We start from the raw sequence: 22,497 nt of genomic DNA, 5'->3' as shown, positions 1-22,497 counted from the left end.
GCCGGGGGCGCCGGTGGCTCCGTCAGAGCCGGCGGTCCTCCATCTCCCAGATGTGGTCGATGACGTGCCAGGCCATCCGCCGGGCCGCGTACCGGGCGGGCCAGCCGCCGGCCTCGGGGGACCAGCCGCCGGACGGCTCGGCCAGCACCGCGGCGATGTCCTCGCGCAGCGCGTCGCGCGCGGCGAGGTCGGCCATCGGGAACGGCTTGTGCCGCACGCCGATCTTGCGCGCGTAGGCCCGTTCGGCCTCCACGACGTGCGCGACCATCTTGTCGCGGTCGCGCCCGCCGCCGCGCGGCCCCTTGCGCAGCTCCTCCGGCGAGGCCGCGGCGACCTCGTCCAACACCGACCAGGCGGCACGCAGCAGCGCCGCGTCGCGCTCGGCCGTCGCGGCGTCGACCGGCCGGGCGTCGATCGCGGGGATGGCCTCGGGCGCGCCGAAGTCGGTCGTGCTGCCGCCGGGCGCCCGCTCGACGACGGTGAAGGCGTCAGGCTCGAACGGCAGCCCGGCCCGGTCGGCGATCACCCGGTAGCGCGGTATGTACTCGGCCAGCGCCTCCAGGGCGGCCTCCTCGCCCTTGGCGACACGGCACCACCCCGGCCAGTCACAGGCACACGCGAAAACCCTTTTGGGGCCGATCTCAAGATAGACGTCGGTCATGCCGTCATCCTGCCCCCTGAGCCTGTCAGGACATGGCAGTCATTCCGGCATTCCGGCATTCCGGCGAACCCGGTGCGCCGCCATCGGGACGGCGCACCGGCAAAGGAGTCAGTCGACCAGCTCGATCAGGTCGGCGACGGAGTTCACCACGCGCGAGGGGCGGAACGGGTAGCGGTCCACCTGGTCCTTGGCGGTCACGCCGGTGAGGACGAGGATGGTGTGCAGCCCGGCCTCCATGCCCGACACGATGTCGGTGTCCATCCGGTCGCCGATCATGGCGGTGCTCTCGCTGTGCCCGTCGATGGCGTTGATGGCGCTGCGCATCATCATCGGGTTCGGCTTGCCCACGAAGTACGGCTCGACGCCCGTCGCCTTGGTGATCATCGCGGCCACCGCCCCGCAGGCGGGCAGCGAGCCCTCGTTGGACGGGCCGACCGCGTCGGGGTTGGTGGCGATGAAGCGGGCGCCCGCGTCGATGAGCCGGATGGCCTTGGTGATCGCCGTGAAGCTGTAGGTGCGGGTCTCGCCGAGCACCACGTAGTCGGGCGCGGTGTCGGTGAGGATGTACCCGACCTCGTGCAGGGCCGTGGTCAGGCCCGCCTCGCCGATCACGTACGCCGTCCCGCCGGGCCGCTGGTCGGAGAGGAAGCGGGCCGTGGCCAGCGCGGAGGTCCAGATCGACTCGGCCGGCACCTCCAGCCCGGCCCCGCGCAGCCGCACCGACAGGTCGCGCGGGGTGTAGATGGAGTTGTTGGTCAGCACGAGGAACCGCTTGCCCGAGTCGCGCAGTTTGCGGATGAACTCGTCCGCCCCGGGCACGGGGCTCCCCTCATGGACGAGGACGCCGTCCATGTCCGACAGCCAGCATTCGATCGGCTTGCGCTCGTTCACCGTTCCCCCGCGTTCGGGCGTCTTCTGTGCGTACGCCCCCAGGATGACAGGTGCCGGCCCCTCCTTCACCTGACGGGCGCTGAACAGGTGGCGTCGCCCCCGGCCCGGGAGTCATGCGGACGCTTCGGGACCCCTACGAGGGCGTGTCGTGAGACGTGATTCAGGCGCCGGGGGCCAGGGCCTCCAGGGCCTCCTCGGCGCGGCGCATCGAGGCGGCCGGGTCGGCCTCCGGGTCGCCGATCTCCGGGTCGAAGTTGAGGTCGTGGAAGAGCTCGGTGACCCCGGTGGCGGCCAGCGCGGCGACGTCCGCGCGGATCTCCTCCAGGGACCCGGTCAGGGGCGCGCGATCGTCCTGCCCCGCCTGGCGGACCCTGGTGACGCCGCGGCAGACGAACCGCAGCGCCTCGGGGTCGCGCCCGGCGGCCCGGGCCGCGTCCTTTACAATGTAGATCTGGTCATCGATCGCGGCCAGGTCGGCTCGGCTGGAGCTGATCCACCCGTCGGCCAGCTCGCCCGCCCGCCGCAGCGCCACCTCGGCCGTGCCGCCGAGCAGCACCGGCACCGGCGGGGGCTTGGGATCCTGGTGGGACGGCGCCACCTCGTAGAACTCCCCCTTGTGGGAGACGATGTCGTCCTGCCAGAAGCGCCGCATCACCTGGAGGTACTCCACGGCGCGCCGCCCCCGGCCCCGCATCGGCACCCCTGAGGCGACGAACTCCTCGGGGAGCCAGCCCAGGCCGAGCCCGGCCTCCAGCCGCCCGCCCGACACCTGCTGCAGCGTGGCGAGCTGCTTGGCCAGCAGGGCGGGCGAGAAGAACGGCATGTTGAGCACGGCGACTCCGAGGCGCGCGCGTTCGGTCACCCCGGCGAGGTAGGCCAGGGTGATCAGAGGGTCCTGGACGCTGCGGTACACCGGGCCCATGGGGTGGCCGACCGGGTAGAGCAGCCGCTGGAAGGTCCACAGCGAGTCGTAGCCGAGCTCCTCGGCGCGCCGGGCCACGCGGAGCATGTTGGCGGGCGTCGCCCACGAGCCCGAGACGGGCACTCCGAAACCGATCCTCATGGTCCCACCCTACGCAGCACGCCTCTACATTGGTCCGGTGACCGTGCGCGACGAGGATGGGCGAGCGACACCGGCGACCGCCCGGCGGCAGGACACGGCTGCGAGCGGGCGGGACGCCGCCACGAGCGGCCTGATCGACGGGCAGGACGGCCCGGCGAACGGCCTCCCCGAACGGCGGGACGGCATCACGAACGGCCTTCCTGAAGGGCGAAGCGGCAACGCGAGCGGGCTCGCCGAACCGCGGGACGGCCTCGCGAACGGCCTCCCCGAACGGCGGGACGGCAACGCGAGCGGGCTCGCGGAAGGGCTGGACGGCATCGCGGACGGTCTCGCCGAACCGCGGGACGGCCTCGCGAACGGCCTCCCCGAACGGCGGGACGGCAACGCGAGCGGGCTCGCGGAAGGGCTGGACGGCATCGCGGACGGTCTCGCCGAAGGGCTGGCGCGCCTGGCCCGGGCGTACGGCGGCGGACCCGCGACGTCCGTGCTGAAGGACACCCGCGTGACGGTCGTCCGGGCCGGCGGCGTGGTGGCCAAGGCCCACCCGCCGGGCACCGACGAGCCGGCGCTGACAGCGCGCCTGCGGGCGGCGTCCGCGCTGCCCGGGGTGCTGCTGCCGCCGCTGTCGACCCGTCCCGAGCGCCTGGACGGGCGCCTGGTCACGCTGTGGCCGGCCGGCGAGCCGGTCGACCCGGCCGACCCCGAGGGCGCGCCGTGGGAGAGCGCCGCCGTGCTGCTCGCCCGGCTGCACGCCGCCCCGCCGGACACGCCGGCCCTCCCCCCGGCCGGCGGCCCCGCCCGGCTCGCGCGCGCCGTCGCCCTGCTCGACGGCCTGGACGGCGCGCTCGCCGGCCCCGTGGCGACCGTCCTCGCGGCACACCGCAGCCTGCTCCCCCAGATCACGCCGAGCCCGGACAACCGGGGATCGGCCCCGGTGGGACTCGACCACGAGCGCGCACCGAACCCGGACGACCGGGGGCCGGCCCCGGTGGGACTCGACCACAGGGGCGCGCCGGACCTGGACGGCAGGGGGCCGGCCCCGGTACGACTCGACCACGAGGGCGCGCCGGACTTGGACGGCCGGAGATCGGCCTCTGGGAGGCTCGCGCACGGCGACTTCCATCTCGGGCAGGTCATCCGGTACCAGGGCGAGTGGCTGCTGATCGACGTGGACGACCTGGGCACCGGCGACCCGGCGTGGGACCTGGCCCGTCCCGCGGCCTGGTACGCGAGCGGCCTGCTGTCCCCCGGCCTGTGGGTGCGGTTCCTGTCGGCCTACCTCGGCGCGGCCGGGCCGGCCCTGCCCGCCGGTGATCCGTGGCGGGAACTCGACGTGCCGGCCCGCGCGTTGACCGTCCAGTTGGCGGCCACAGCCGTGGCGGCGGCGGGCGCGGAGGGCCGTCCTCTGGACGAAGTGGAACAGGCCCTCGTCTCCTCCTGCGGGAGGATCGCGCGCGCCGCGGCCCCGCAGTAGGGTCGCCCCGAGACCACCCCGAAGGAGACCGACTCCATGCGTTGCCCGAAGTGCAGCGGTACCATGCGGACCTACGACCGCAACGGCGTCCACATCGAGCAGTGTGAGAACTGCCGCGGCATCTTCCTCGACTACGGCGAGCTCGAGACCCTGTCGCGGGTCGAGGGCCAGTGGGCCCAGCAGCAGTACGCCGCCCCGCCGCCCCCGCACGGCGGTCCGGCCTGGGGCGCGCCGCACCACGGCCGCCACGGCCACCACCAGCGCAGCTGGGTCGGCATGCTGTTCTCCAGCTGAGCCGTAGCCTCGGCCGTCGCCGCGAGCCGCCGTCACGCCCGTGACGGCGGCTCGCGCGTATGGCGGACCGGACGAACGCACGACCAGACGGGACCCGCAGCGGGCGGCCCTCGGCCACACGGGACCCACGGTCAACGGGACCCGGCGGTCGAACCGACGCGCGGTCGAACCCGACGCGCGGTCCAACGCAGGGGCGGTCCAACGGACGCGCAGTCCAACGGACGCGCAGTCCAACGGAGGGGCGGTCAGGCCGCCCGGGTCATCAGGTGGAGGGGCGGAAGACGAGCAGGGTGCGGGGTCGCTTGCCCAGCACCACGGGCCCGGGCGCGGTGAAGGTCTCCCCGTCGCGGGCCAGCCTGATCTCCCCGCGCGGGTCCCCCGGAGCGGCGACCCGCAGGGTGTCGGCCCGCCACTGGGTGTAGTGCCGCGACAGGCCCGCCCCGCCGCCGATCGTGCTCAGCATGGCCCGCAGGCGCGGCAGGCGCCCGGCGGCGGTCAGCATGCGGATGTCCAGCACGCCGTCCTCCAGCCGGTTCCTGCGCGTCGGCGCCACCCCGCGCGACTCGTAGGCGCAGTTGCCGGCGAACAGCAGCCACACCCTGCGCCTGACGCCGTCCACGACCAGCTCCAGCGGCCGGCGTTCGTGCATGAGCACGTCGGCCATGGCCAGCACCAGCGCCGGCCACTTGCCGATCTTGTTCTCCCATTCCTCCCTGCGGTCGACGACGAACGGGTAGATGCCGATGCTCGCGGTGTTGAGGAACACCCGTCCGGCGATCTCGCCGACGTCCACCGCCACCACCTGGCCCGACCGGTAGGCCGCGGCGGCCTCCTCGATGGTCTCGATGCCGAGGGTGCGGGCGAAGTGGTCGAACGTGCCGGCCGGCACCGGGAGCAGCGGGACGCCGTGCTCCATCGCGGCCTGGGCTCCGCAGTTCATCGTGCCGTCCCCGCCGGCGACGGCCAGCACCCGGGCGCGCTTGGCGGCGTCCTTCAGCCGTTCCATCAGGTCCTCGCCGGGCTCGGTCTCGACGACCTCCGCCCGGGGCAGGGCCTTGCGCACGGCGGCGGCGGTGCACGGGTCGCGCCCGGCCCCGTTGTTCACCACGGCGACGACCCCCTCCCCCTCGGGGTCGAGGTCGTGCAGCGGGGCGGTGGTGGCGCCGCGGGCCTCGCCGATGACCGTCTGGCCGGGCCACAGGCGCTTGGTGACCAGCGCCGCCGTCACGCCGAGCGCCGTCCCGGCGAGCACGTCCCCCGGGTAGTGGACGCCGGTGTAGACGCGGGAGAAGCAGACGGCGCCCGCCGCGACCGCGACCGGCACCGCCACCCTGGCCGGCGCCTCCAGCGCCACGGCGGTGGCGAAGGCCGCCGCGGAGGCGGAGTGGCCGGAGGGGAAGGAGTGCGAGGAGGGGATCTTGCCGAGGCGGGCCAGTGGGAAGTCCACGATGGAGGGCCGGGCCCGGGCGAACGCCTGCTTGCCGAGCAGGTTGACCACGGGACTGGCCAGGCTGATCGCCAGCAGCCCTCGCGTCGCGGCGCGGCGCATGCGCCTGCGGCCGGTCAGCGCGAGGCCGCCCGCGACGGCGGCCCACAGCAGGGAGTTGTCCGCGGCGCGCGACAGGCGCGGCAGGACGTGGTCGAAGCCGGGCAGGTGCGCGTCGGCGACCGATCTGAACAGGCGCCGGTCGAGGGCGCCGAGCCGCTTCCTGATGCCCGTACCGCTGGAGCTGGCGTTCCACATGCCTTCGTTAGTGCCCACACATGCCCAGCTCAGTCCCCCGTCCACCGGTCGCCCGCCGCACGACGGCGCCGAACTCGCCGTCCCCCCGCCCCGCCGCCCCGGCGCCGGAAAAGACCCGCCCAGGGCCGGGGAGGACAACACTCCGGCGAGGTCGAGTCCCCAGCGCACCAGCCGCCACGGACGGCACCGGATCGCCCGCCGCACGGCTGCGCCGGACTCACCGTCCCGGCGCTGGGAAGGACTCGGCCAGGCCGGCAGAGCATCGCACCGACGAAGGCGGTCCTCCGCGCACCAGCCACCACGGACGTGTACCCGGTGGATGGCGCAGGGCCGGGAGAGGATCGTGGTCGGCGGAGCCGGGGGTGGGGCGTCAGCGGCCGGAGAGGGTGCGCGGCTCGGGGTCGAGGTCTCGGGGGCCGGGGGCGCTGAGAGTGCGCGTGCCGAGTGCGGCGCGCAGGACCTCCTCGACGTCGAGCTCCAGCACGCGGGTGCGCTCGCCGACGGCGGCCTCCCGGGGGTGGACGCCCGCCTCGCCGAACGCCGCGCGGAAGAAGCGCTCCTCGCCGAGCAGGCGGCACAGGGTGACCACCCGGGCGTACAGCGGCGGCGGCTCCTGCTGACCGGCCGGCGCGCTGCGGCCTTCCCGGGGCGACCGTGGCCCGTCCGGTCGCGGATCACGCGGATCACTGCTCAATGCCCGCGCACCTCCTGTTCACTCGGTGTGTCGCCATGGTGACACCTCCGGCATGATCGGCACGCCGGATGGCTCCCCCAGGAAGAGAAATCTTCTACCGAGAGTGATCGCCGTACCGTTGGTAGTAACGACGGCGGGGGCGCGGCGGATCTCTGCCCGGCGGCGACGCCGGGACCGCTGTCCGCCGGCGCCTCACGGACGACCGCGGCAAGGGCGGGTCAGGCGGAGTGGCCGAACGCCGACAGGATGCGGCCGGCGGCCGGCGAGAGGGGTGCCGCGGCAAGGTCAGGCGGAGTGGCCGAACGCCGACAGGATGCGGTCGGCCGCTGGCGAGGCGGTACCGCGGCAGGGGTCAGGCGGTGTGGTCGAAGGCCGACAGGATGCGGTCGGCGGCCAGTGAGGGGGTGAGGGTGCCCTCCAGGACCTCGCGTTCGACCTCGGCGGTGACGGCGGCCACGGCGGGGTCCTCGGTGAGGCGGGAGAGCAGGCGGTCGCGCACGAGCGTCCAGGTCCAGCCGACCTGCTGGCGGCGGCGTTTGGCGGCGAGCTCCCCGGATGCCTCCAGCCGGTCCTGGTGGGCGACGATGTGCCGCCAGAGCTCACCCAGACCCGTGCCTTCCAGGGCGCTGCAGGTGAGCACCGGGGTCTGCCAGGTTCCGCCGCCGCCGCGCAGCAGCCGCAGGGCGCCGGACAGCTCGCGGGCGGCCTTGCGGGCGTCCATCTCGTGCGGGCCGTCGGCCTTGTTGACGGCGATGACGTCGGCCAGCTCCAGAACCCCCTTCTTGATGCCCTGGAGCTGGTCGCCGGTGCGGGCCAGGGTGAGCAGCAGGAAGGTGTCCACCATCTCGGCGACGGCCGTCTCGGACTGGCCGACGCCGACGGTCTCGACCAGGACCACGTCGAACCCGGCGGCCTCGACGACGACCATGGCCTCCCGGGTGGCCCTGGTGACCCCGCCGAGGGTGCCGGAGGTCGGCGAGGGCCGGATGTAGGCGTTCGGGTCGGCCGACAGCCGCGCCATGCGGGTCTTGTCGCCCAGGATGCTGCCGCCGGTGCGGGTGGAGGAGGGGTCCACGGCGAGCACGGCGACGCGGTGCCCCTCGCCGGTGAGGTGGACGCCGAGCGCGTCGATGAAGGTGGACTTGCCCACGCCGGGCACGCCGGTCACCCCGACGCGCCTGGCCTTGCCGGCCGGCGGCGTCAGCTCGACGAGCAGCCGCTGGGCCAGCGCCCGGTGGTCGGGCCGGGTGGACTCCACCAGCGTGATGGCGCGGGCGATCCATCCGACGGCGCCCGCGCGGACGCCCTGGACGTAGTCCTCCAGCGACGGCACCGCCCGGCCGCCCTCAGGTGGCATGCCCGAGCCGGCCGGACAGCTCGCGCAGCAGGTCCACGGCGGCGTCGGCGATGACCGTGCCCGGCGGGAAGATCGCGCTCGCCCCGGCCTCGCGCAACGCCGGGAAGTCGTCGGGGGGGATCACCCCGCCCACGACGATCATGATGTCGTCGCGGCCCAGCTCGGCCAGGCGCTCGCGCAGCTCGGGCACCAGCGCCAGGTGGCCGGCCGCCAGCGAGGAGACGCCGACGACGTGCACGTCCGCCTCGACGGCCTGGCGGGCCACCTCGGCCGGGGTCTGGAACAGCGGGCCCACGTCGACGTCGAAGCCCAGGTCGGCGAAGGCGGTGGCGATGACCTTCTGGCCGCGGTCGTGCCCGTCCTGGCCGATCTTGGCGACGAGGATGCGCGGCCGGCGGCCCTCCTCGCGCTCGAACGCGGCGCAGGCCGCGCGGGCCTTCTCGATGCCGGCGGCGTCGCCCGCCTCCTCGCGGTACACCCCTGAGATGGTACGGACCTGCCCGGCGTGCCGCCCGAAGACCTTCTCCAGGGCGTCGGAGATCTCCCCCACCGTGGCCTTGGCGCGCGCGGCCTCGACGGCGAGGGCGAGCAGGTTGCCGTCGGCCGCGGCGCCCCGGGTGAGGGCGTCCAGGGCGTCGCGGCAGGCCCGCTCGTCGCGCTCCTCGCGCAGGCGGCGCAGCTTGTCGACCTGCTGGGCGCGCACGGCGCTGTTGTCGACCTTCAGCACCTCGATGTCCTCGTCGGTGCCGGTGCGGTACTTGTTGACGCCGATCACCGGCTGGCGCCCCGCGTCGATGCGCGCCTGGGTGCGGGCGGCGGCCTCCTCGATGCGCAGCTTGGGCAGGCCGGCGTCGATGGCCTTGGCCATGCCGCCGGCCCGCTCGACCTCCTGGATGTGGCCCCAGGCGGCGCGGGCCAGATCGTGGGTGAGCCGCTCGACGTACGCGCTGCCGCCCCACGGATCGATCACCCGGCAGGTGCCCGACTCCTGCTGCAGGAGCAGCTGGGTGTTGCGGGCGATGCGCGCGGAGAAGTCGGTGGGCAGCGCCAGCGCCTCGTCCAGGGCGTTGGTGTGCAGCGACTGGGTGTGGCCCTGGGTGGCGGCCATGGCCTCCACGCAGGTGCGCACGACGTTGTTGAAGACGTCCTGGGCGGTCAGCGACCAGCCGGAGGTCTGCGAGTGGGTGCGCAGCGACAGCGACTTGGGGTCGCGCGCGCCGAAGTCCTTGACCAGGGTGGCCCACAGCAGCCGGGCGGCGCGCAGCTTGGCGACCTCCATGAAGAAGTTCATGCCGATGCACCAGAAGAACGACAGGCGCGGCGCGAAGGCGTCGATGTCCAGCCCGGCGCCGACGCCGGCCCGGAGGTACTCCACCCCGTCGGCCAGGGTGTAGGCCAGCTCCAGGTCACAGGTGGCCCCGGCCTCCTGGATGTGGTAGCCGGAGATCGAGATGGAGTTGAACTTCGGCATCCGCCGGGAGGTGTAGGCGAAGATGTCGGAGATGATCCGCATCGACGGACCCGGCGGGTAGATGTAGGTGTTGCGGACCATGAACTCTTTGAGGATGTCGTTCTGGATGGTCCCGGCGAGCTGCTCGGGGGCCACGCCCTGCTCCTCGGCGGCGACGATGTACAGCGCCAGCACCGGCAGCACCGCGCCGTTCATGGTCATGGACACGCTCATGCGGTCGAGCGGGATGCCGTCGAAAAGCTGCCGCATGTCGTAGATCGAGTCGATGGCCACGCCGGCCATGCCGACGTCGCCGGCCACCCGCGGGTGGTCGGAGTCGTAGCCGCGGTGGGTGGCCAGGTCGAAGGCGACCGACAGGCCCTTCTGCCCGGCGGCCAGGTTGCGCCGGTAGAAGGCGTTGGACTGCTCGGCCGTGGAGAACCCGGCGTACTGCCTGATCGTCCACGGCTGGTTGACGTACATGGTCGGGTAGGGGCCGCGCAGGTACGGCGCCATGCCGGGGTAGGTGGACAGGAAGTCCAGGCCGGCGAGATCGTCGGCGGTGTAGAGCGGCTTGACGCCGATGCCCTCGGGGGTGTCCCACACCAGGTCCGCGGGGTCTTTGCCGATCTGGTCGCGCACGGCCTCGGCCCAGCGCGCGACCTCGCCGCGCGGGTCCGCGGGTGATCGCTCGCCGGGCGCTCCGGCCGGCGTCAGCGGCGTCTGCGTGAAGTCGGGAATCACGGGGCGACCCCCAGGTCGTCGAAGGTGGTGCGGAGCACGTCGAGCACGTCGCAGCCGGCGTGCAGGACGGCGTCCACTCCCTCATAGTGGCCCTTCCCCGCCAGCCACACCTTCCTCGCCCCCGCCGCGGCGAGTGCGGCGGCGACCGCCTCGGCGTGCTCGGCGTACAGCCGGTCACTGGAGCACAGGCAGGCGACGGCGGAGCCGCTGCGGGCGAACTCCCCGGCGATCGCCGCCGGGTCGGTGCTCGCGCCGCCGGTGAGGGTGGCGATGCCGCCGGAGCGGAACAGGTTGGCGGCGAAGGAGGCCCGCGCGGTGTGCGCGGCCACCGGGCCGATGGTGGCGAGGAACACCAGCGGCCGCTCGCCGGCGCGGTCGGCGCGGTCGGCGCGGTCGGCGCGGTCGCGCAGCGCCTCGAACTCCTGCGCGTAGTGGACGCGGGGCAGGCCGCCGCCGGCCGGCTCGGGCGCGGGCTCGCGCACCGGGCGCCGCTCGTCCAGGTGGGGGAACTCGCTGACGCCGGTGATCGGCCGCGCGCGGCGGGCGACGTCGCGGGAGCGGCGGGCCCAGGTGGCGGCCAGGCGCTCGGGGATCAGCCGTCCGAGCGCCGCCTCGGCGCCTCCGGCGCGCTCGATCTCCTGGAACCACTCCCACGCCTTGCCCGCCAGGTCGGCGGTGAGCCGCTCGGCGTACCAGGAGCCGCCGGCCGGGTCGGCGACGCGGGCGACGCCGGCCTCCTCGACCAGCAGCGACTGGGTGTTGCGCGCGATGCGCCGGGCGAAGGCGTCGGGCAGGCCGAGGCGGGCGTCGAAGGGCTGGACGGTGACGGCGTCCGCGCCGCCGACGCCGGCGGCGAAGCAGGCGAGGGTCGTGCGCAGCATGTTCACCCACGGGTCGCGTGCGGTCATCATCGCCGAGGAGGTGACCGCGTGCTGGAGCTGCCCGCCCAGGGCGGGCGCGCCGCACACCTCGGCGACGCGGGCCCAGAGCATGCGCGCGGCGCGGAACTTGGCGATGGTGAGGAACTGGTCGGCGGTGGCGGCGTACCGGAACTCGAGCTGCCCGAGCGCCTCCTCCAGCGTCAGGCCGCCGTCGGTGAGGGCGCGCAGGTAGGCGACGCCGGTGGCCAGGGAGCAGCCGAGCTCCTCGGCGTCGGAGCCGCCCGCGTCGTGGTAGGGCGTGGCGTCCACGGTGATCGCGCGCAGCGAGGGGACGTCCTTGGCCCGCCGGGCGAGGGCGACGGCCTCGGGCAGCGGCGCCGGCGTGCCCGTGCGGGCCCGCAGGCCGATCGGGTCGGCGCCGAGGTTGCCGCCCGCCGGGGCGGTGCCGCGCTGGTCGGCCAGGCGCAGGTAGACCTCGGCGGCCTCCGGGGTGGCGGCGCCGGCGGAAAGGACGACGGGGGCGAGGTCGAGGTAGACCCCGTCCAGCATCCGGGGCAGCGCGGAGGGGGGCGGGCCGCCCTCGCCGAGGACCAGCCACAGCGAGGTGACGCCGTTCTCCAGGTCGGCGAGCACGGCCTCGCGGGTGACCGCGGGGTCGGGATGGGCGTGGCGCTGGCGCACGTCCCAGCCGGACAGCGCGCCGCCGAGGGGGCGGGCGCCCCGGACGTAGGGGGCGAACCCGGGCAGGCCGGGATCGCCGGGCAGGTCGGAGGCGTCGTACAGCGGTCTGAGCGTCACCCCGTCGTAGGTCGTGTGCGCCAGCGCCTCCTCAGGGGAGTCGACCTCCGCGCCGGACCTGCGCAGCACTCCGACGGCCGCGCGCCGCCACTCCTCCCGGGTGCCGGGCGCGAAGCCCGCCCCCGGGCGGAACCCCTCATGCTCCACCGTCATGACATGGATCGTAATGCCCCCTGTCATGACGGGAATCGGCGGTGGCGGGCCGCCGTGACGCCTCAGGGACCGCGCCACCGGGCGGGCTCAGGTGATGGGGGCCTCGAAGGAGGCGTTCCAGGTCTGCCTGCCGACGATGCCGTCGGCGTCGAGCTTCTGCTGCTTCTGGAAGTCCAGGCAGACCTGCCGGGAGGCCGGGCCGTAGGCGCCGTCGGCGTCGATGGTGAAGCCGCGCTTGTCCATCTGGGCCTGCCAGGTGCGCACGTCGTCGCCGTGCATGACGGGCGGGTACTTCAGCAGCCTGCCGGGCCACTGCGGGTGCTCCTCCGGGGGGTTCTGCGGGCCGGGCCCGCCGGTGCCGCCGGGGCGCGGGGCGCCCTTGCGCACCCACGCGTACAGCGGCTCGCCAGGGCAGTCGGTGGAGTACCCGTCGCGGTGCCCCTTGATCTCGGTGCCGGCCTTGCCCTGCTTGCGCAGGTATTCGATGGCGTCGACGATGCCCTCGAGCATGGCGTCGGGCGGCTGGACCAGACCGCTGTTGCCCACCAGGCCGAGGACGGCGTAGTGGTCGCTGTTCAGCCCGGCGCCGTTGGCGGCGGGCAGGTGGTGGGGGCCGCGCCCGACGAAGACCTTGCGGTGGGGGCAGGCCACCATCGAGTATCCGATGTCGAGCCAGCCGTTGCCGTCCATGTGGAAGTTCTGGATGGACTTCACCATGGCGACGCATTTGGCGTGGTCGTTCACGATCGCGGGGTCGACCCGGCCGCCGGTGTAGTGCACCTTGACGCCACGATTCTCGGTCACCGTCGAATAGGAGCCGCGCGGGGCACGGGCGCCCCAGGCTTCGCGCGACACGAGGTCGATTGCCACAGAGTTCTCTCCTGGTGGTGCGACGTGTATGCGGACTCAGGGCCACTGTCCACCGGAAGAGACGTCAAACTGTCTCCGAAGGGTTCCCAGCGCATCAATCCGCACGGACACCCTAGCTACCGACACAACACCACATGGGGTGATTTACCAATCACGCATCGGGAGTGGGCGGTTTCGGACAGGCGTACGGGAAAATCCGTGGACTCGCCCCATGGGCGGCCGGAATCATGAATATATGTCCGTTGTGGAGGAGGTCCGTTTCCCCGCCGCCGAAGCCCTGCCGATGAAGGTATGGCTCGACGACGGCGACTCGCCGGTCGATGTCATCGACGCGCTCGCGCTGTCCCCGTTCGCCACGGGGAACCAGCCTTGGGCGCGCACCGCCAACCTGGAGAGGGTGCGCCCCGACGCCCCGCTCATGCCCGCACGCGCCCGGCTCACCCGCTCCGCCAAGGAGGACGACGGCCGCGACTCGCGGCTGGCGTGCGGCGACGGCTGGACGCTGCGCGTCGTGCGGTTCCGCAACCGCACCGCCGTGCTCACCGTCACCGCCGTCAGCGACGAGCTGGCGCGCTCTGTGCTGGAGGAGTCAACCAGGGACGCCGTCGAGCCGCTGCCGCAGGACACCGACCACGTGGAGATGGGGTTCTGGTGGACGGGCGCCCACGGCCCGCGCCGCACGCAGCGGCCGATCAGCGCGCCGCGCTGGCCGGCGATCAAGGAGAACTACACCCGCGGGGCGGGCGAGTCGCTGGAGCGCCTGATGGCGGTCACTCCCACGGAGATCAACGGCCGGCTCATCCTCCTGCACGGGCCGCCGGGCACCGGCAAGACGACGGCCCTGCGCGCGCTGGCCAGGCAGTGGTCCGGCTGGTGCCAGGTGGACTGCGTGCTGGACCCCGAGCGGCTGTTCGCCGAGCCCGGCTACCTGATGGAGGTCGCCGTCGGGTACGACACCGACGACGACGACCACCGCTGGCGGCTGCTGGTGCTGGAGGACTGCGACGAGCTGATCCGCGCGGAGGCCAAGGAGGCCACCGGCCAGGGCCTGTCGCGGCTGCTCAACCTGACCGACGGCCTGCTCGGCCAGGGCAGAGACGTGCTGGTGGCGGTGACCACCAACGAGGACCTGGCCCGGCTGCACCCGGCGGTCGTGCGCCCCGGGCGGTGCCTGTCGCAGGTGGAGGCCGGCCGCATGTCGGCCGAGGAGGCCGCCGCCTGGCTCGGCGCCGCGGACGGCGTGCCGCGCTCGGGGGCGACGCTGGCCGAGCTGTACGCCCTGCGCTCCGGCCGCGCGCCCGCCGCGTCGGCGGCCCCGGCGGAGTCCACCGGCCTGTACCTGTGACCCTTCTGGGCGGGCGCCTCAGGCGCCCGCCCAGAAGGGCCCGACGAGGCCGAGCTCCTGGAACAGCGCTCGCGCCTCGTCGGGCGTGCGCCGGCGGTACTCCCTGGTGAGGCGGCCGGCGTACCAGCGGGTGGCCAGCAGCCACAGCGTGCGCATGTCGAGGATCGCGCCGCGCGGGCGGCGGTTCTGGCGCAGCCACCGCCCGACGTGCTCCTCCGAGCAGAACAGCGCCTGGTGCGCGCAGGTGTAGACCACGTCGTCCCACATGCGCGGGATGGGGACCAGGAAGTGGGCGACCAGGTCGACGGCCGGGTGCTCGTCGGGGCACACGTCCACGGCCAGCGCCCTGCCGCAGCCGGGGCAGTGCGTCGCCACCAGGCACTCGCGGCCGACCAGCGCGGGGATGGCGAAGGAGTCCCAGGCGCAGCCGCCCCACCACTTCACCCGGTCGTCGGTGACGACGAAGCCGAGGGACACGGCCGACCACGGGTGGGCCATGAGGATGCCGCGCCGGTCGGCGTCCAGGACGATCAGGTGGCCGTCGTGCAGCGCCCCGAGCGCCTCCAGCGCCACGGGCACCTCCACCCCGAACTCCCCGGCGACGTCCTGCGGGCGCGGCGGCTCCCCCCGCTCGGCGAACCACCGGTAGACGAACATCCGCACGTCGGCAAGATCGCGCATGGAACCGACCTACCCGCTCCGACCGGCCCCGATGCCACCCCGGCCGCCCTAAAGGCCACCCGACCACAGCGCGGCGGCCCGCTCGTAGGCGTCGTGGACGTCGTCTCCGAACCCCGGCGAGTAGATCCGGTCGAACCGCCGGTCGCCGTCGGCGTCGGCGTATCCGGCGACGACGCCCGCCACGTACCCGAGATGTTTCCCTTTGTCGTACCGGATGAGCAGGGGTCCGCCGTCGGCGCCGGGAGTGAACGGACAGGACAGCACATCTCCCCGCGGGACCCCGCCGGAGGAGGAGGCGGCCCGGATGGTGCCGGCACACCACTTGGGCGTCACGCCCGTGTAGCCGCGGTCGCCGTCGGGATGCGCCCCCGCCGGATACCCGAAGGCGTACGCCGGACTGTCGCCGTCCAGGTTCCAGGCCAGCCCTTGCCCGCCCACGGTGTCCCCGAGCCGTTCGCCGTTCGTGCCGTTGTACACGACCACGAAGGCGACGTCGTGCGCCTGATCCCCCGAACGCAGGAAACGCGTGTCCACCGAGGCCGCCCTGCCGACGTAGAGGCCGTAGGGCTTCCTGCCCTCGTAGAAGCCCGGGACGAATGCCCAGCCCTCGCGCGCGCGCCCGGTCGCCGGGTCGTAGACGCAGTGGGCGGCCGTGACGACCACGTTGTGGTACTTGGATTGCACCGAGGTGGCGGAACACCAGTGCCGCTCGCCCCCCGCCCGGAAGAAGACCTTGCCGAGGGTTTTCGGGAACCGCACCTCGCCCGCCTTGTCGCGTAGCGGCGGCGCCACCTCCAGGCCCGTCTTGGAGGGGCGCACGCTCGGCGCGTAGGCGAAGTACGTGGCGGTCCTGAGCGCCGGGTCGGTCCACTCGGCCACCACGTCACGCCCCGCCTGCGTGGTGGCCGCCAGCGCGAGGGTCCCCTTGGGCAGGTCGGAGGCGGAGGTGTGGGAGGGCGAACCGCCCGGGGAGGGGGTGGAGGAGAGGTGGCCGGCCGAGGTCGTGGCGTTCGGGCCGGGAGTCCCGGCGAGCACGGTGGACAGCATTCCGGGCAGCACCGTCCACGCGGCCACCGCGGCCGCGGCGAGGGCACCGCCGGACGCCAGCAGCACCGGCACGCGTCGCCCCGGGCGGCCCCGTCTCGTCCCGGCGAGGAGCGCCGTCACGCCGAATCCGCGCCGGGCCGTGACGCGCCGGCCGGTGTCCCCGGCTCGGCCACCGTGCACGGGTGTGCGCGTCTCCGACGTCCGGCCGGACTCGCCAGATGTCCCGCCCTCCCCGGGCGGAAACCGCCCGGACTCAGGCTCTCCTGGCCTCCAGGGCGCCCGCGAGGGGCCGTCGTCCCTTCGCACGTGAGGTCTCGGGCTGCGGGCGACGTGGAGGGTGCCCTCGATGTCGCCGCGCATCTTGGGCGTCTGCTGCGGGAAGCCGGCACGGACCCGGTCGTAGACGTAGTCGTACAGCTCCCCGACGTCCACGTAGCCGTCGCCGTCCCGGTCGGCCTCGCCGCTGCGCAGCCCGTGGATGAGCGCCTCGGAGAAGACCGACGAGGCGCCGCCGGCCAGGCGCGTGACGCCTGCCGGCCTGTTGCCGTCGTCCACCTCGAAGGCGTACTCCAGCTCGGAGGTGGCCGTGAGCACGACCCGTCCTCGCCCGGACAGGCGCTCGACCACGTCCACCGGGGCCGCGCCGCGGTGCCGCGTGCCGAAGGGGAACGCGCCGGAGTAACAGCAGTCCAGCGCGACGACGATGCGGCGCGAGCGCGACCGGTGCATCTGGGCGCGCACGAACTCGGCGGCGACCGACGTGGAGGCCATACGGGTTCTGAGCGAGTCGCGGGCGGCGAAGGACAGCACCCCGAAGTCGTCTTTGTACCCGTGACCGGACAGATACAGGAACAGCAGGTCGTCGCGTCCCCGGCCGTCGAAGAAGTCCTCGACGGCCAGGTGCAGTTCCCCGGCCGGCCGGTTGTGCAGGACGCGCACGGCGTAGCCGCCGATCAGCGGGTCCGCCAGCACCGCGGCGAGCGCCGCGGCGTCGCTGCCGGGCGTGCGCAGGTGGCCGAAGGCCGGGTCGTCGTAGTGGTCGGTGGCGATGAGGAGCGCGTACGCGCGGGTCCCGCCGGACGGGCTAACCACGCCGGTCCCGCTCCTGTCCGGCCTCCAGCGCGTCCGGCTTCGCCTCCGCCGCGTCCTTCCCGGCCTCCGCCGCGTCCTTGAGCGCCTCCGCCGCGCGCCGCGTGGTCTCCGCGTCCATCGCGAGCAGCATGGCGTCGATGATCCGCCGCTGCTGCCCGGCGGTGAGGCCGGTGACCTCCAGCGACCGGTCGCCGTCGCTGATCTTCGCCTGCCGGCCGGCGCCACGCGTGGTCCATTCGCGGACGGCCTGCACGACCGCGACCAGGACGGCCGAGTTGGCCAAGGTCACGACCAGTGTGCCGATGAGGGACCCGTCGCCCTTGGCCCCGGCGGGCGCCCGCCCGGCCGGAAAGGCCACGTCGTCCACGGGAAGCTCCAGCAGGTGCGCCCGCAGGCGCGAGGCGGCCTCGTACACCTCCTGATCGTCCGCCCCCGCCATCAGCAGGTCCACCAAAATGGCATGCAAAATCGAACTCCTATCACATGGCCCCGAATCACATCAAACCGACTGAAAGTAATGACGGCGCCATAGAGTCAAATAAGCAGATAAACCGTCTGCTTTGCCTGCCTTGTCGCGCCGCGACACCGTAATGGACGGCCGAGAACGGAGGGAGGTTGCCAAGCGGCGCCCACCACCGGGCGGCTGGGCTCGCGGCGAGGTGTCAGATACGTAAACCATCCGATGCGCCGCACTGCGGGCGAAACCACAATCGACAGCGTGGTCAAGCCGTCCGCCGACACGCTTCCCGTGGCCTTCCACCGATGGACCGACGTGGTCCCCTCGGAGAGCGGCGTCACGTCCTATCTCGACCCCTTCGGCGGTTCGGCCACCGCGTGGCCCTACCGCCGCTGGACCTCCGAGGAGCGCGAGATCGGCTTCCCGGCGACCGAGCTGGTGCCCTCGTGGACGGCCGCCGCGCCGCCGGGCTCCTGGCTGCGCGTCGAGCTGCGGGCGCGCACCGTCACCGGCGGCCTGACCAAGTGGTACGACATGGGGCGCTGGGCCGAGGGCGGCGGCGACATCCACCGCACCTCGCTGCCCGGCCAGGGCGACGAGGACGGCGACGTCGCCGTCGACACCTTCGTCGCCCGGCGGCCCGTCTCGAGCTACCGGCTGCGCGTCACGCTGCACGGCCCCGGGGCGGCGGTGCGCTCGGTCGGGGTGATGGCCTCGGCGCTGCCCACGCGCGCCGGCGTCCCGCCCAGCGTGCCCGGCCCCGCGGCCGGCGTCGAGCTCAACGTGCCGCCGCGCTCGCAGCGCCTGCACGCCGGCCACTACCCTGAGTGGGGCGGCGGCGGCGAGGCGTGGTGCAGCCCGGCCTCGACGACGATGGTGCTGCAATACTGGGGACGCGGGCCCAGCGCCGACGACCTGCTGTTCGTCGACCCCGGCGACCCGTGTCCCGCCGTGGACCACGCGGCGCGCGACATGTACGACCACAGCTACCAGGGCACCGGCAACTGGCCGTTCGGCGTCGCCTACGCCGGGCGGTACGGGCTCGCGGGGTTCGTCACCCGCCTGCGCTCGCTCACCGAGGTCGAACGCCTCGTCGCGGCCGGCATCCCGGTGATCACCTCCCAGTCGTTCAAGGAGCACGAGCTGCCGGGGTCGGGCTACTCCACGCGCGGCCACCTGATGGTCGTCACCGGGTTCACCGCCGATGGTGACGTCATCGCCAACGACCCGGCCGGCGCCTCCGACGACACGGTCAAGAGAACCTATCCGCGGGCCGCGTTCGAGAACGTGTGGTTACGGACCACGAGCAGCGGGGGAATCGTCCATGTCGTCCACCCGCACGACATCCCGCTCCCATCCTCGGAGGGCAACTGGTGATCCGGTCTCCCATCACTGCCGTTGACGTCGCACGCGTGGACGCCCGCCCGTTCTGGGTGGAGATCGTGCCCACCGCCGGCGGTGAGGAGGTCTGGTGGGACGAGCCGCGCCCGGCCGAGGGCGGGCGGCGCTGCGTCGTCCGGCGCGGCCCGGACGGCGAGATCCACGACGTCCTGCCGCCGGGCTGGAACGCCCGCAACCGGGTGATCGAGTACGGCGGCCGCTCCTGGCGTCCACTGCCCGGCGGCGGCCTGGTCTTCACCAACTGGCAGGACCAGCGGCTGTACCTCCTGCGGCCCGGCGCCGGCCCCGTGCCGCTCACTCCTCCCGGCCCGTCGCGCTACGCCGACCTTGTCGTGTACGGCGAGGAGGTGTGGTGCGTGCGCGAGACCGAGGACGAGCGCGACCTGGTCGCCGTCCCGCTGGAGGGCGGGCCCGCGCGCGTGGTGGTCAAGGCGCAGCACTTCATCTTCAACCCGCGGGTCTCCCCCGGCGGCGGCCAGATCGCCTGGATCGGCTACGACCACCCCGCCATGCCCTGGGACGGCACCTCGCTGTGCGTGGCCCCGCTGCGCGAGGACGGCACCGCCGGGCCCCACCGCGTGGTGGCGGGCGGGCCCGAGGAGGCGGTGGCGCAGGCCGAGTGGCGTGACGACGGCGCCCTGTACGCCGTGACCGACCCGACCGGCTGGTGGAACCTCCACCTGGTCACGCTGGACGGCGCCCCGCCGCGCAACCTCACCCCGCTGCCGCAGGAGTTCGGCGACGCGGCCTGGAAGCTCGGCTACCAGTGGTTCACCCTGGCCGGCGACCGCGTCGTGACCGTGCACGGCACCGCCGACGGCAAGCGGCTGGGCGTGCTGGACCCGGCCACCGGCGAGATCGCCGACGTGGGCGGCTCCTCCACCTACTGGGCGCCGGCGCTGTCGGCCTCCCCCGGCGGCGACGCCGTCGTCGCGGTCGGCGGGTCCCCGCTCAGGCCGTTCGAGGTGGTCCGCGTCGAGCTGTCCACCGGGGCCCACGAGGTGCTGTCGCGTGCCAAGGAGCTGCCCGACCCGGCGGTGCTGCCGGTGCCGCGCGCGATGGAGTTCGACGGCGTGCACGCCCATGTGTACCCACCCGCCGGCGCCGTGGAGGGCGTCGCCTCGCCGTACGTGATGTTCGTCCACGGCGGCCCCACCGGGTCCAGCCCGATGGTGTTCGACCTGGAGATCGCCTACTTCACCAGCAGGGGTATCGGCGTCGCCGAGGTCAACTACGGCGGCTCCACCGGGTACGGCCGGGCCTACCGCGAGCGGCTGCGTCACAACTGGGGCATCGTGGACGTGCGCGACAGCGAAAGCGTCGCCCGCGGCCTGATCGCCGCCGGGCTGGCCGATGCCGGGCGGGTGGCGATCAGGGGTGGCAGCGCGGGCGGGTGGACGTCGGTGGCCGCGCTGGTGCACAGCGACGTCTTCCGCGGCGCGGTGGCCCACTACGCGATCACCGATCCCGAGGGCTGGGCGCGGGAGACCCACGACTTCGAGTCGCGCTACCTCGACGGACTCATCGGCCCGCTGCCCGAGACCCGGCAGCGCTACCTCGACCGCTCCCCCACCCTGCACGCCGCCCGCGCCTCCGGGCCCGCCCTGCTCATGCACGGCCTGGAGGACGCCATCGTCGACCCCGGCCAGGCCGAGCGCTTCATCGCCGCGCTGGACGAGCACGGCGGACGGTGGGCGTATCTCACCTTCCCGGGGGAACAGCACGGCTGGCGGCGGGAGGAGACGATCGTCGCGGCGCTGGAGGCCGAGCTGGCGTTCTACGGGCTCATCTTCGGCTTCCCCACCGACGAGGTGCCGCCGCTGGCACTGAAAGGAAGAACGTGAGCGAGGCGAGGACGACCGGAGCGCACAGGGCACGGGCGAACGGGGCGGGGCCGACCGGCCCGAGCGCGGACGGCGCGACCGGCGTCGCGGGCATCTGCTCCGATCTGCTCAGGATCGACACCACCAACGACGGCACGCCCGGCGGCTCGGGCGAGCGCCAGGCCGCCGAGTACGTGGCCGGGCTGCTGTCGGAGGCCGGCGTGGAGCCGACGGTGTTCGAGTCGGCGCCCCGGCGCACCAGCGTGGTGGCGCGCATCCCCGGCGACAGCCCCGACGCGCTGCTCATCCACGGGCATCTGGACGTCGTCCCGGCCGACCCGGCCGAGTGGCGCACGCACCCGTTCTCCGGCGAGATCGCCGACGGGTGCGTCAACGGGCGCGGCGCGGTCGACATGAAGGGCTCGCTGTCGATGACGCTGGCGCTGGTGCGCGAGTGGGCCCGGCGCGGCGCGCGGCCGAAGCGTGACATCGTGCTGGCGTTCCTGGCCGACGAGGAGGCCACCGGCGAGTACGGCGCCGGGTACGCCGTCACCCGGCACCGCGACCTGTTCGAGGGCTGCACCGAGGCCATCAGCGAGTCCGGCGGCTTCAGCGTGACCGGCCCCCACGGAGGGCGGGTCTACCCGGTGGCGGTCGGCGAACGCGGCACGGCGTGGATGAAGGTCACCGCGCACGGCGTGGCCGGGCACGGCTCCAAGCCGCCGGTGGACAACCCGGTGGCCGAGCTGTGCCGGGCGCTCGCCCGCCTGGCCGACCACCGGTGGCCGGTGCGCCTCACCCCGGCCGTCGCCACGCTGATCAGCGACCTGGGCAAGGCGCTCGGGACGAGCATCGACCTCGACCGGCTGGACGAGGAGGCCGAGCGGCTCGGCCGGGCCGGCACCCTGTTCAAGGGCGTGATCCGCAACTCGGCGAACCCCACCATGCTGGAGGCCGGCTACAAGGTCAACGTGATCCCCGGCACGGCCGAGGCGCACGTGGACGGCAGGTTCCTGCCCGGGTTCCGCGAGGAGTTCCTCGAGACCGTCGACCGGCTGCTCGGGCCCAAGGTCACCCGGGAGTTCGTCAGCTTCGGCGACGGAGTCGCCTCGCCCACCGAGGGGCTGTTCGACGAGCTGTGCGGGGCGCTGCTGGCCGAGGACCCCGAGGGGCGGCCGGTGCCGTACGTCATGACCGGGGGCACCGACGCCAAGTCCTTCGCCACGATCGGCATCCGCGGGTACGGCTTCGCGCCGCTGATGCTGGACCCGGGGCTGGACTACTTCGGCATGTTCCACGGCGTGGACGAGCGGGTGCCGGTCGCCGGGCTGGAGTTCGGCGTCCGCGTGCTGGACCGCCTGCTCACCTCTCCCGCCGCCTGAGCCGTCCTGCTCGAAATGGACTAATCCCGACATTACGGGGGAATACTCCAAGCGAGATTTCCCGTAATGTCGGACATGTAGAACAAGGCGCGTTCTGTGCACGACGTGCCCTCGGAGAACAGGCCGAACCTCTCGCACACTCGCGCCGGAAAAGCCCTCCGCCCCTTCTCTCAGGCGGATCGGGCGGCGTGAGAC

At 73.9% G+C, this 22,497-nt stretch carries 18 protein-coding genes; 6 read left to right on the top strand and 12 right to left on the bottom strand.

From position 1 onward, the window contains the following. Window positions 1–22: 22 nt before the first annotated feature. From ACFQSB_RS13115 to ACFQSB_RS13105, 3 genes are all read right to left on the bottom strand, one after another. Window positions 23–661: a hypothetical protein gene (locus tag ACFQSB_RS13115; RefSeq protein WP_380826580.1), complete on the bottom strand. Its 639-nt coding sequence runs from the start codon at window positions 659–661 to the stop codon at window positions 23–25. Window positions 662–769: 108 nt separating this feature from the next. Next, window positions 770–1,552, bottom strand: a complete 783-nt coding sequence (locus ACFQSB_RS13110) for an HAD-IIA family hydrolase (protein WP_354836279.1) — start codon at window positions 1,550–1,552, stop codon at window positions 770–772. 160 nt (window positions 1,553–1,712) lie between these two features. Then, window positions 1,713–2,615: a TIGR03619 family F420-dependent LLM class oxidoreductase gene (locus ACFQSB_RS13105; protein ID WP_380826579.1), complete on the bottom strand. Its 903-nt coding sequence runs from the start codon at window positions 2,613–2,615 to the stop codon at window positions 1,713–1,715. A 37-nt stretch (window positions 2,616–2,652) separates the two neighbouring features. Here ACFQSB_RS13105 and ACFQSB_RS13100 point away from each other — a divergent pair, with 37 nt between their 5' ends. Beyond that, a complete protein-coding gene (locus tag ACFQSB_RS13100) occupies window positions 2,653–4,089 on the top strand; it encodes a phosphotransferase family protein (RefSeq protein ID WP_380826577.1) in 1,437 nt (478 codons plus the stop codon). Window positions 4,090–4,125: 36 nt separating this feature from the next. Further along, a complete protein-coding gene (locus ACFQSB_RS13095; protein ID WP_354836285.1) occupies window positions 4,126–4,383 on the top strand; it encodes a TFIIB-type zinc ribbon-containing protein in 258 nt (85 codons plus the stop codon). Window positions 4,384–4,645: 262 nt separating this feature from the next. On the opposite strand, the gene ACFQSB_RS13090 is transcribed toward ACFQSB_RS13095, so the two are convergent. The 6 genes from ACFQSB_RS13090 to ACFQSB_RS13065 all read right to left on the bottom strand — a co-directional run bounded on the left by ACFQSB_RS13090 (window position 4,646) and on the right by ACFQSB_RS13065 (window position 13,074). Next, entirely contained in the window at window positions 4,646–6,145 is a 1,500-nt protein-coding gene (locus tag ACFQSB_RS13090; RefSeq protein WP_380826576.1) for a bifunctional phosphatase PAP2/diacylglycerol kinase family protein, read from the bottom strand. A 352-nt stretch (window positions 6,146–6,497) separates the two neighbouring features. After that, window positions 6,498–6,821, bottom strand: a complete 324-nt coding sequence (locus ACFQSB_RS13085; protein WP_380826574.1) for a hypothetical protein — start codon at window positions 6,819–6,821, stop codon at window positions 6,498–6,500. Window positions 6,822–7,173: 352 nt separating this feature from the next. Continuing rightward, window positions 7,174–8,178: a methylmalonyl Co-A mutase-associated GTPase MeaB gene (meaB, locus tag ACFQSB_RS13080; RefSeq protein WP_380826573.1), complete on the bottom strand. Its 1,005-nt coding sequence runs from the start codon at window positions 8,176–8,178 to the stop codon at window positions 7,174–7,176. Then, window positions 8,168–10,372: a methylmalonyl-CoA mutase gene (gene scpA, locus ACFQSB_RS13075; protein ID WP_380826571.1), complete on the bottom strand. Its 2,205-nt coding sequence runs from the start codon at window positions 10,370–10,372 to the stop codon at window positions 8,168–8,170. The genes meaB and scpA overlap by 11 nt, the downstream gene beginning before the upstream one ends. Then, window positions 10,369–12,204 carry a methylmalonyl-CoA mutase subunit beta gene (locus ACFQSB_RS13070; protein ID WP_380826570.1) on the bottom strand — a complete coding sequence of 612 codons (1,836 nt, stop codon included), beginning with the start codon at window positions 12,202–12,204 and terminating at the stop codon, window positions 10,369–10,371. The genes scpA and ACFQSB_RS13070 overlap by 4 nt, the downstream gene beginning before the upstream one ends. An 87-nt stretch (window positions 12,205–12,291) precedes the next feature. Further along, window positions 12,292–13,074: a peptidoglycan recognition protein family protein gene (locus ACFQSB_RS13065; RefSeq protein WP_380826569.1), complete on the bottom strand. Its 783-nt coding sequence runs from the start codon at window positions 13,072–13,074 to the stop codon at window positions 12,292–12,294. Window positions 13,075–13,309: 235 nt separating this feature from the next. Between ACFQSB_RS13065 and ACFQSB_RS13060 the strand changes: the two genes are divergently transcribed. Next, the gene (locus ACFQSB_RS13060; protein ID WP_380826568.1) at window positions 13,310–14,419 is read left to right on the top strand and encodes a DUF5925 domain-containing protein; all 1,110 of its coding nucleotides are present in this window, start codon (window positions 13,310–13,312) and stop codon (window positions 14,417–14,419) included. Between the two features lie 18 nt (window positions 14,420–14,437). Here the strand turns inward: ACFQSB_RS13060 and merB are convergent, their stop codons facing one another. Genes merB through ACFQSB_RS13045 form a run of 3 tightly spaced genes read right to left on the bottom strand, consistent with a single transcriptional unit; the run spans window position 14,438 to window position 17,705 of the window. Then, the gene (merB, locus tag ACFQSB_RS13055; protein WP_354923946.1) at window positions 14,438–15,100 is read right to left on the bottom strand and encodes an organomercurial lyase; all 663 of its coding nucleotides are present in this window, start codon (window positions 15,098–15,100) and stop codon (window positions 14,438–14,440) included. A gap of 48 nt (window positions 15,101–15,148) precedes the next feature. Beyond that, entirely contained in the window at window positions 15,149–17,239 is a 2,091-nt protein-coding gene (locus ACFQSB_RS13050) for a caspase, EACC1-associated type (RefSeq protein WP_380826567.1), read from the bottom strand. Further along, a complete protein-coding gene (locus ACFQSB_RS13045; protein ID WP_380826566.1) occupies window positions 17,232–17,705 on the bottom strand; it encodes a hypothetical protein in 474 nt (157 codons plus the stop codon). Before ACFQSB_RS13045 ends, ACFQSB_RS13050 begins: the two co-directional genes overlap by 8 nt. A 252-nt stretch (window positions 17,706–17,957) precedes the next feature. Between ACFQSB_RS13045 and ACFQSB_RS13040 the strand changes: the two genes are divergently transcribed. From ACFQSB_RS13040 to ACFQSB_RS13030, 3 genes are read left to right on the top strand one after another with little or no spacing between them, the layout of a single operon-like run. Then, window positions 17,958–19,073, top strand: a complete 1,116-nt coding sequence (locus ACFQSB_RS13040) for a C39 family peptidase (RefSeq protein WP_380826564.1) — start codon at window positions 17,958–17,960, stop codon at window positions 19,071–19,073. A gap of 35 nt (window positions 19,074–19,108) precedes the next feature. Continuing rightward, window positions 19,109–20,941: a prolyl oligopeptidase family serine peptidase gene (locus tag ACFQSB_RS13035; protein ID WP_380826561.1), complete on the top strand. Its 1,833-nt coding sequence runs from the start codon at window positions 19,109–19,111 to the stop codon at window positions 20,939–20,941. Then, the gene (locus ACFQSB_RS13030) at window positions 20,938–22,302 is read left to right on the top strand and encodes a M20/M25/M40 family metallo-hydrolase (protein ID WP_380826559.1); all 1,365 of its coding nucleotides are present in this window, start codon (window positions 20,938–20,940) and stop codon (window positions 22,300–22,302) included. The genes ACFQSB_RS13035 and ACFQSB_RS13030 overlap by 4 nt, the downstream gene beginning before the upstream one ends. The last annotated feature ends 195 nt before the right edge of the window (window positions 22,303–22,497 follow it).

Origin of the sequence: Sphaerisporangium rhizosphaerae (genome assembly GCF_042665155.1) — a bacterium.
GTDB classification, from domain to species: Bacteria; Actinomycetota; Actinomycetes; order Streptosporangiales; family Streptosporangiaceae; genus Sphaerisporangium; species Sphaerisporangium rhizosphaerae.
Note: the sequence above shows the minus strand (reverse complement) of the source record. Positions and strands in the feature narration are given on the sequence as shown.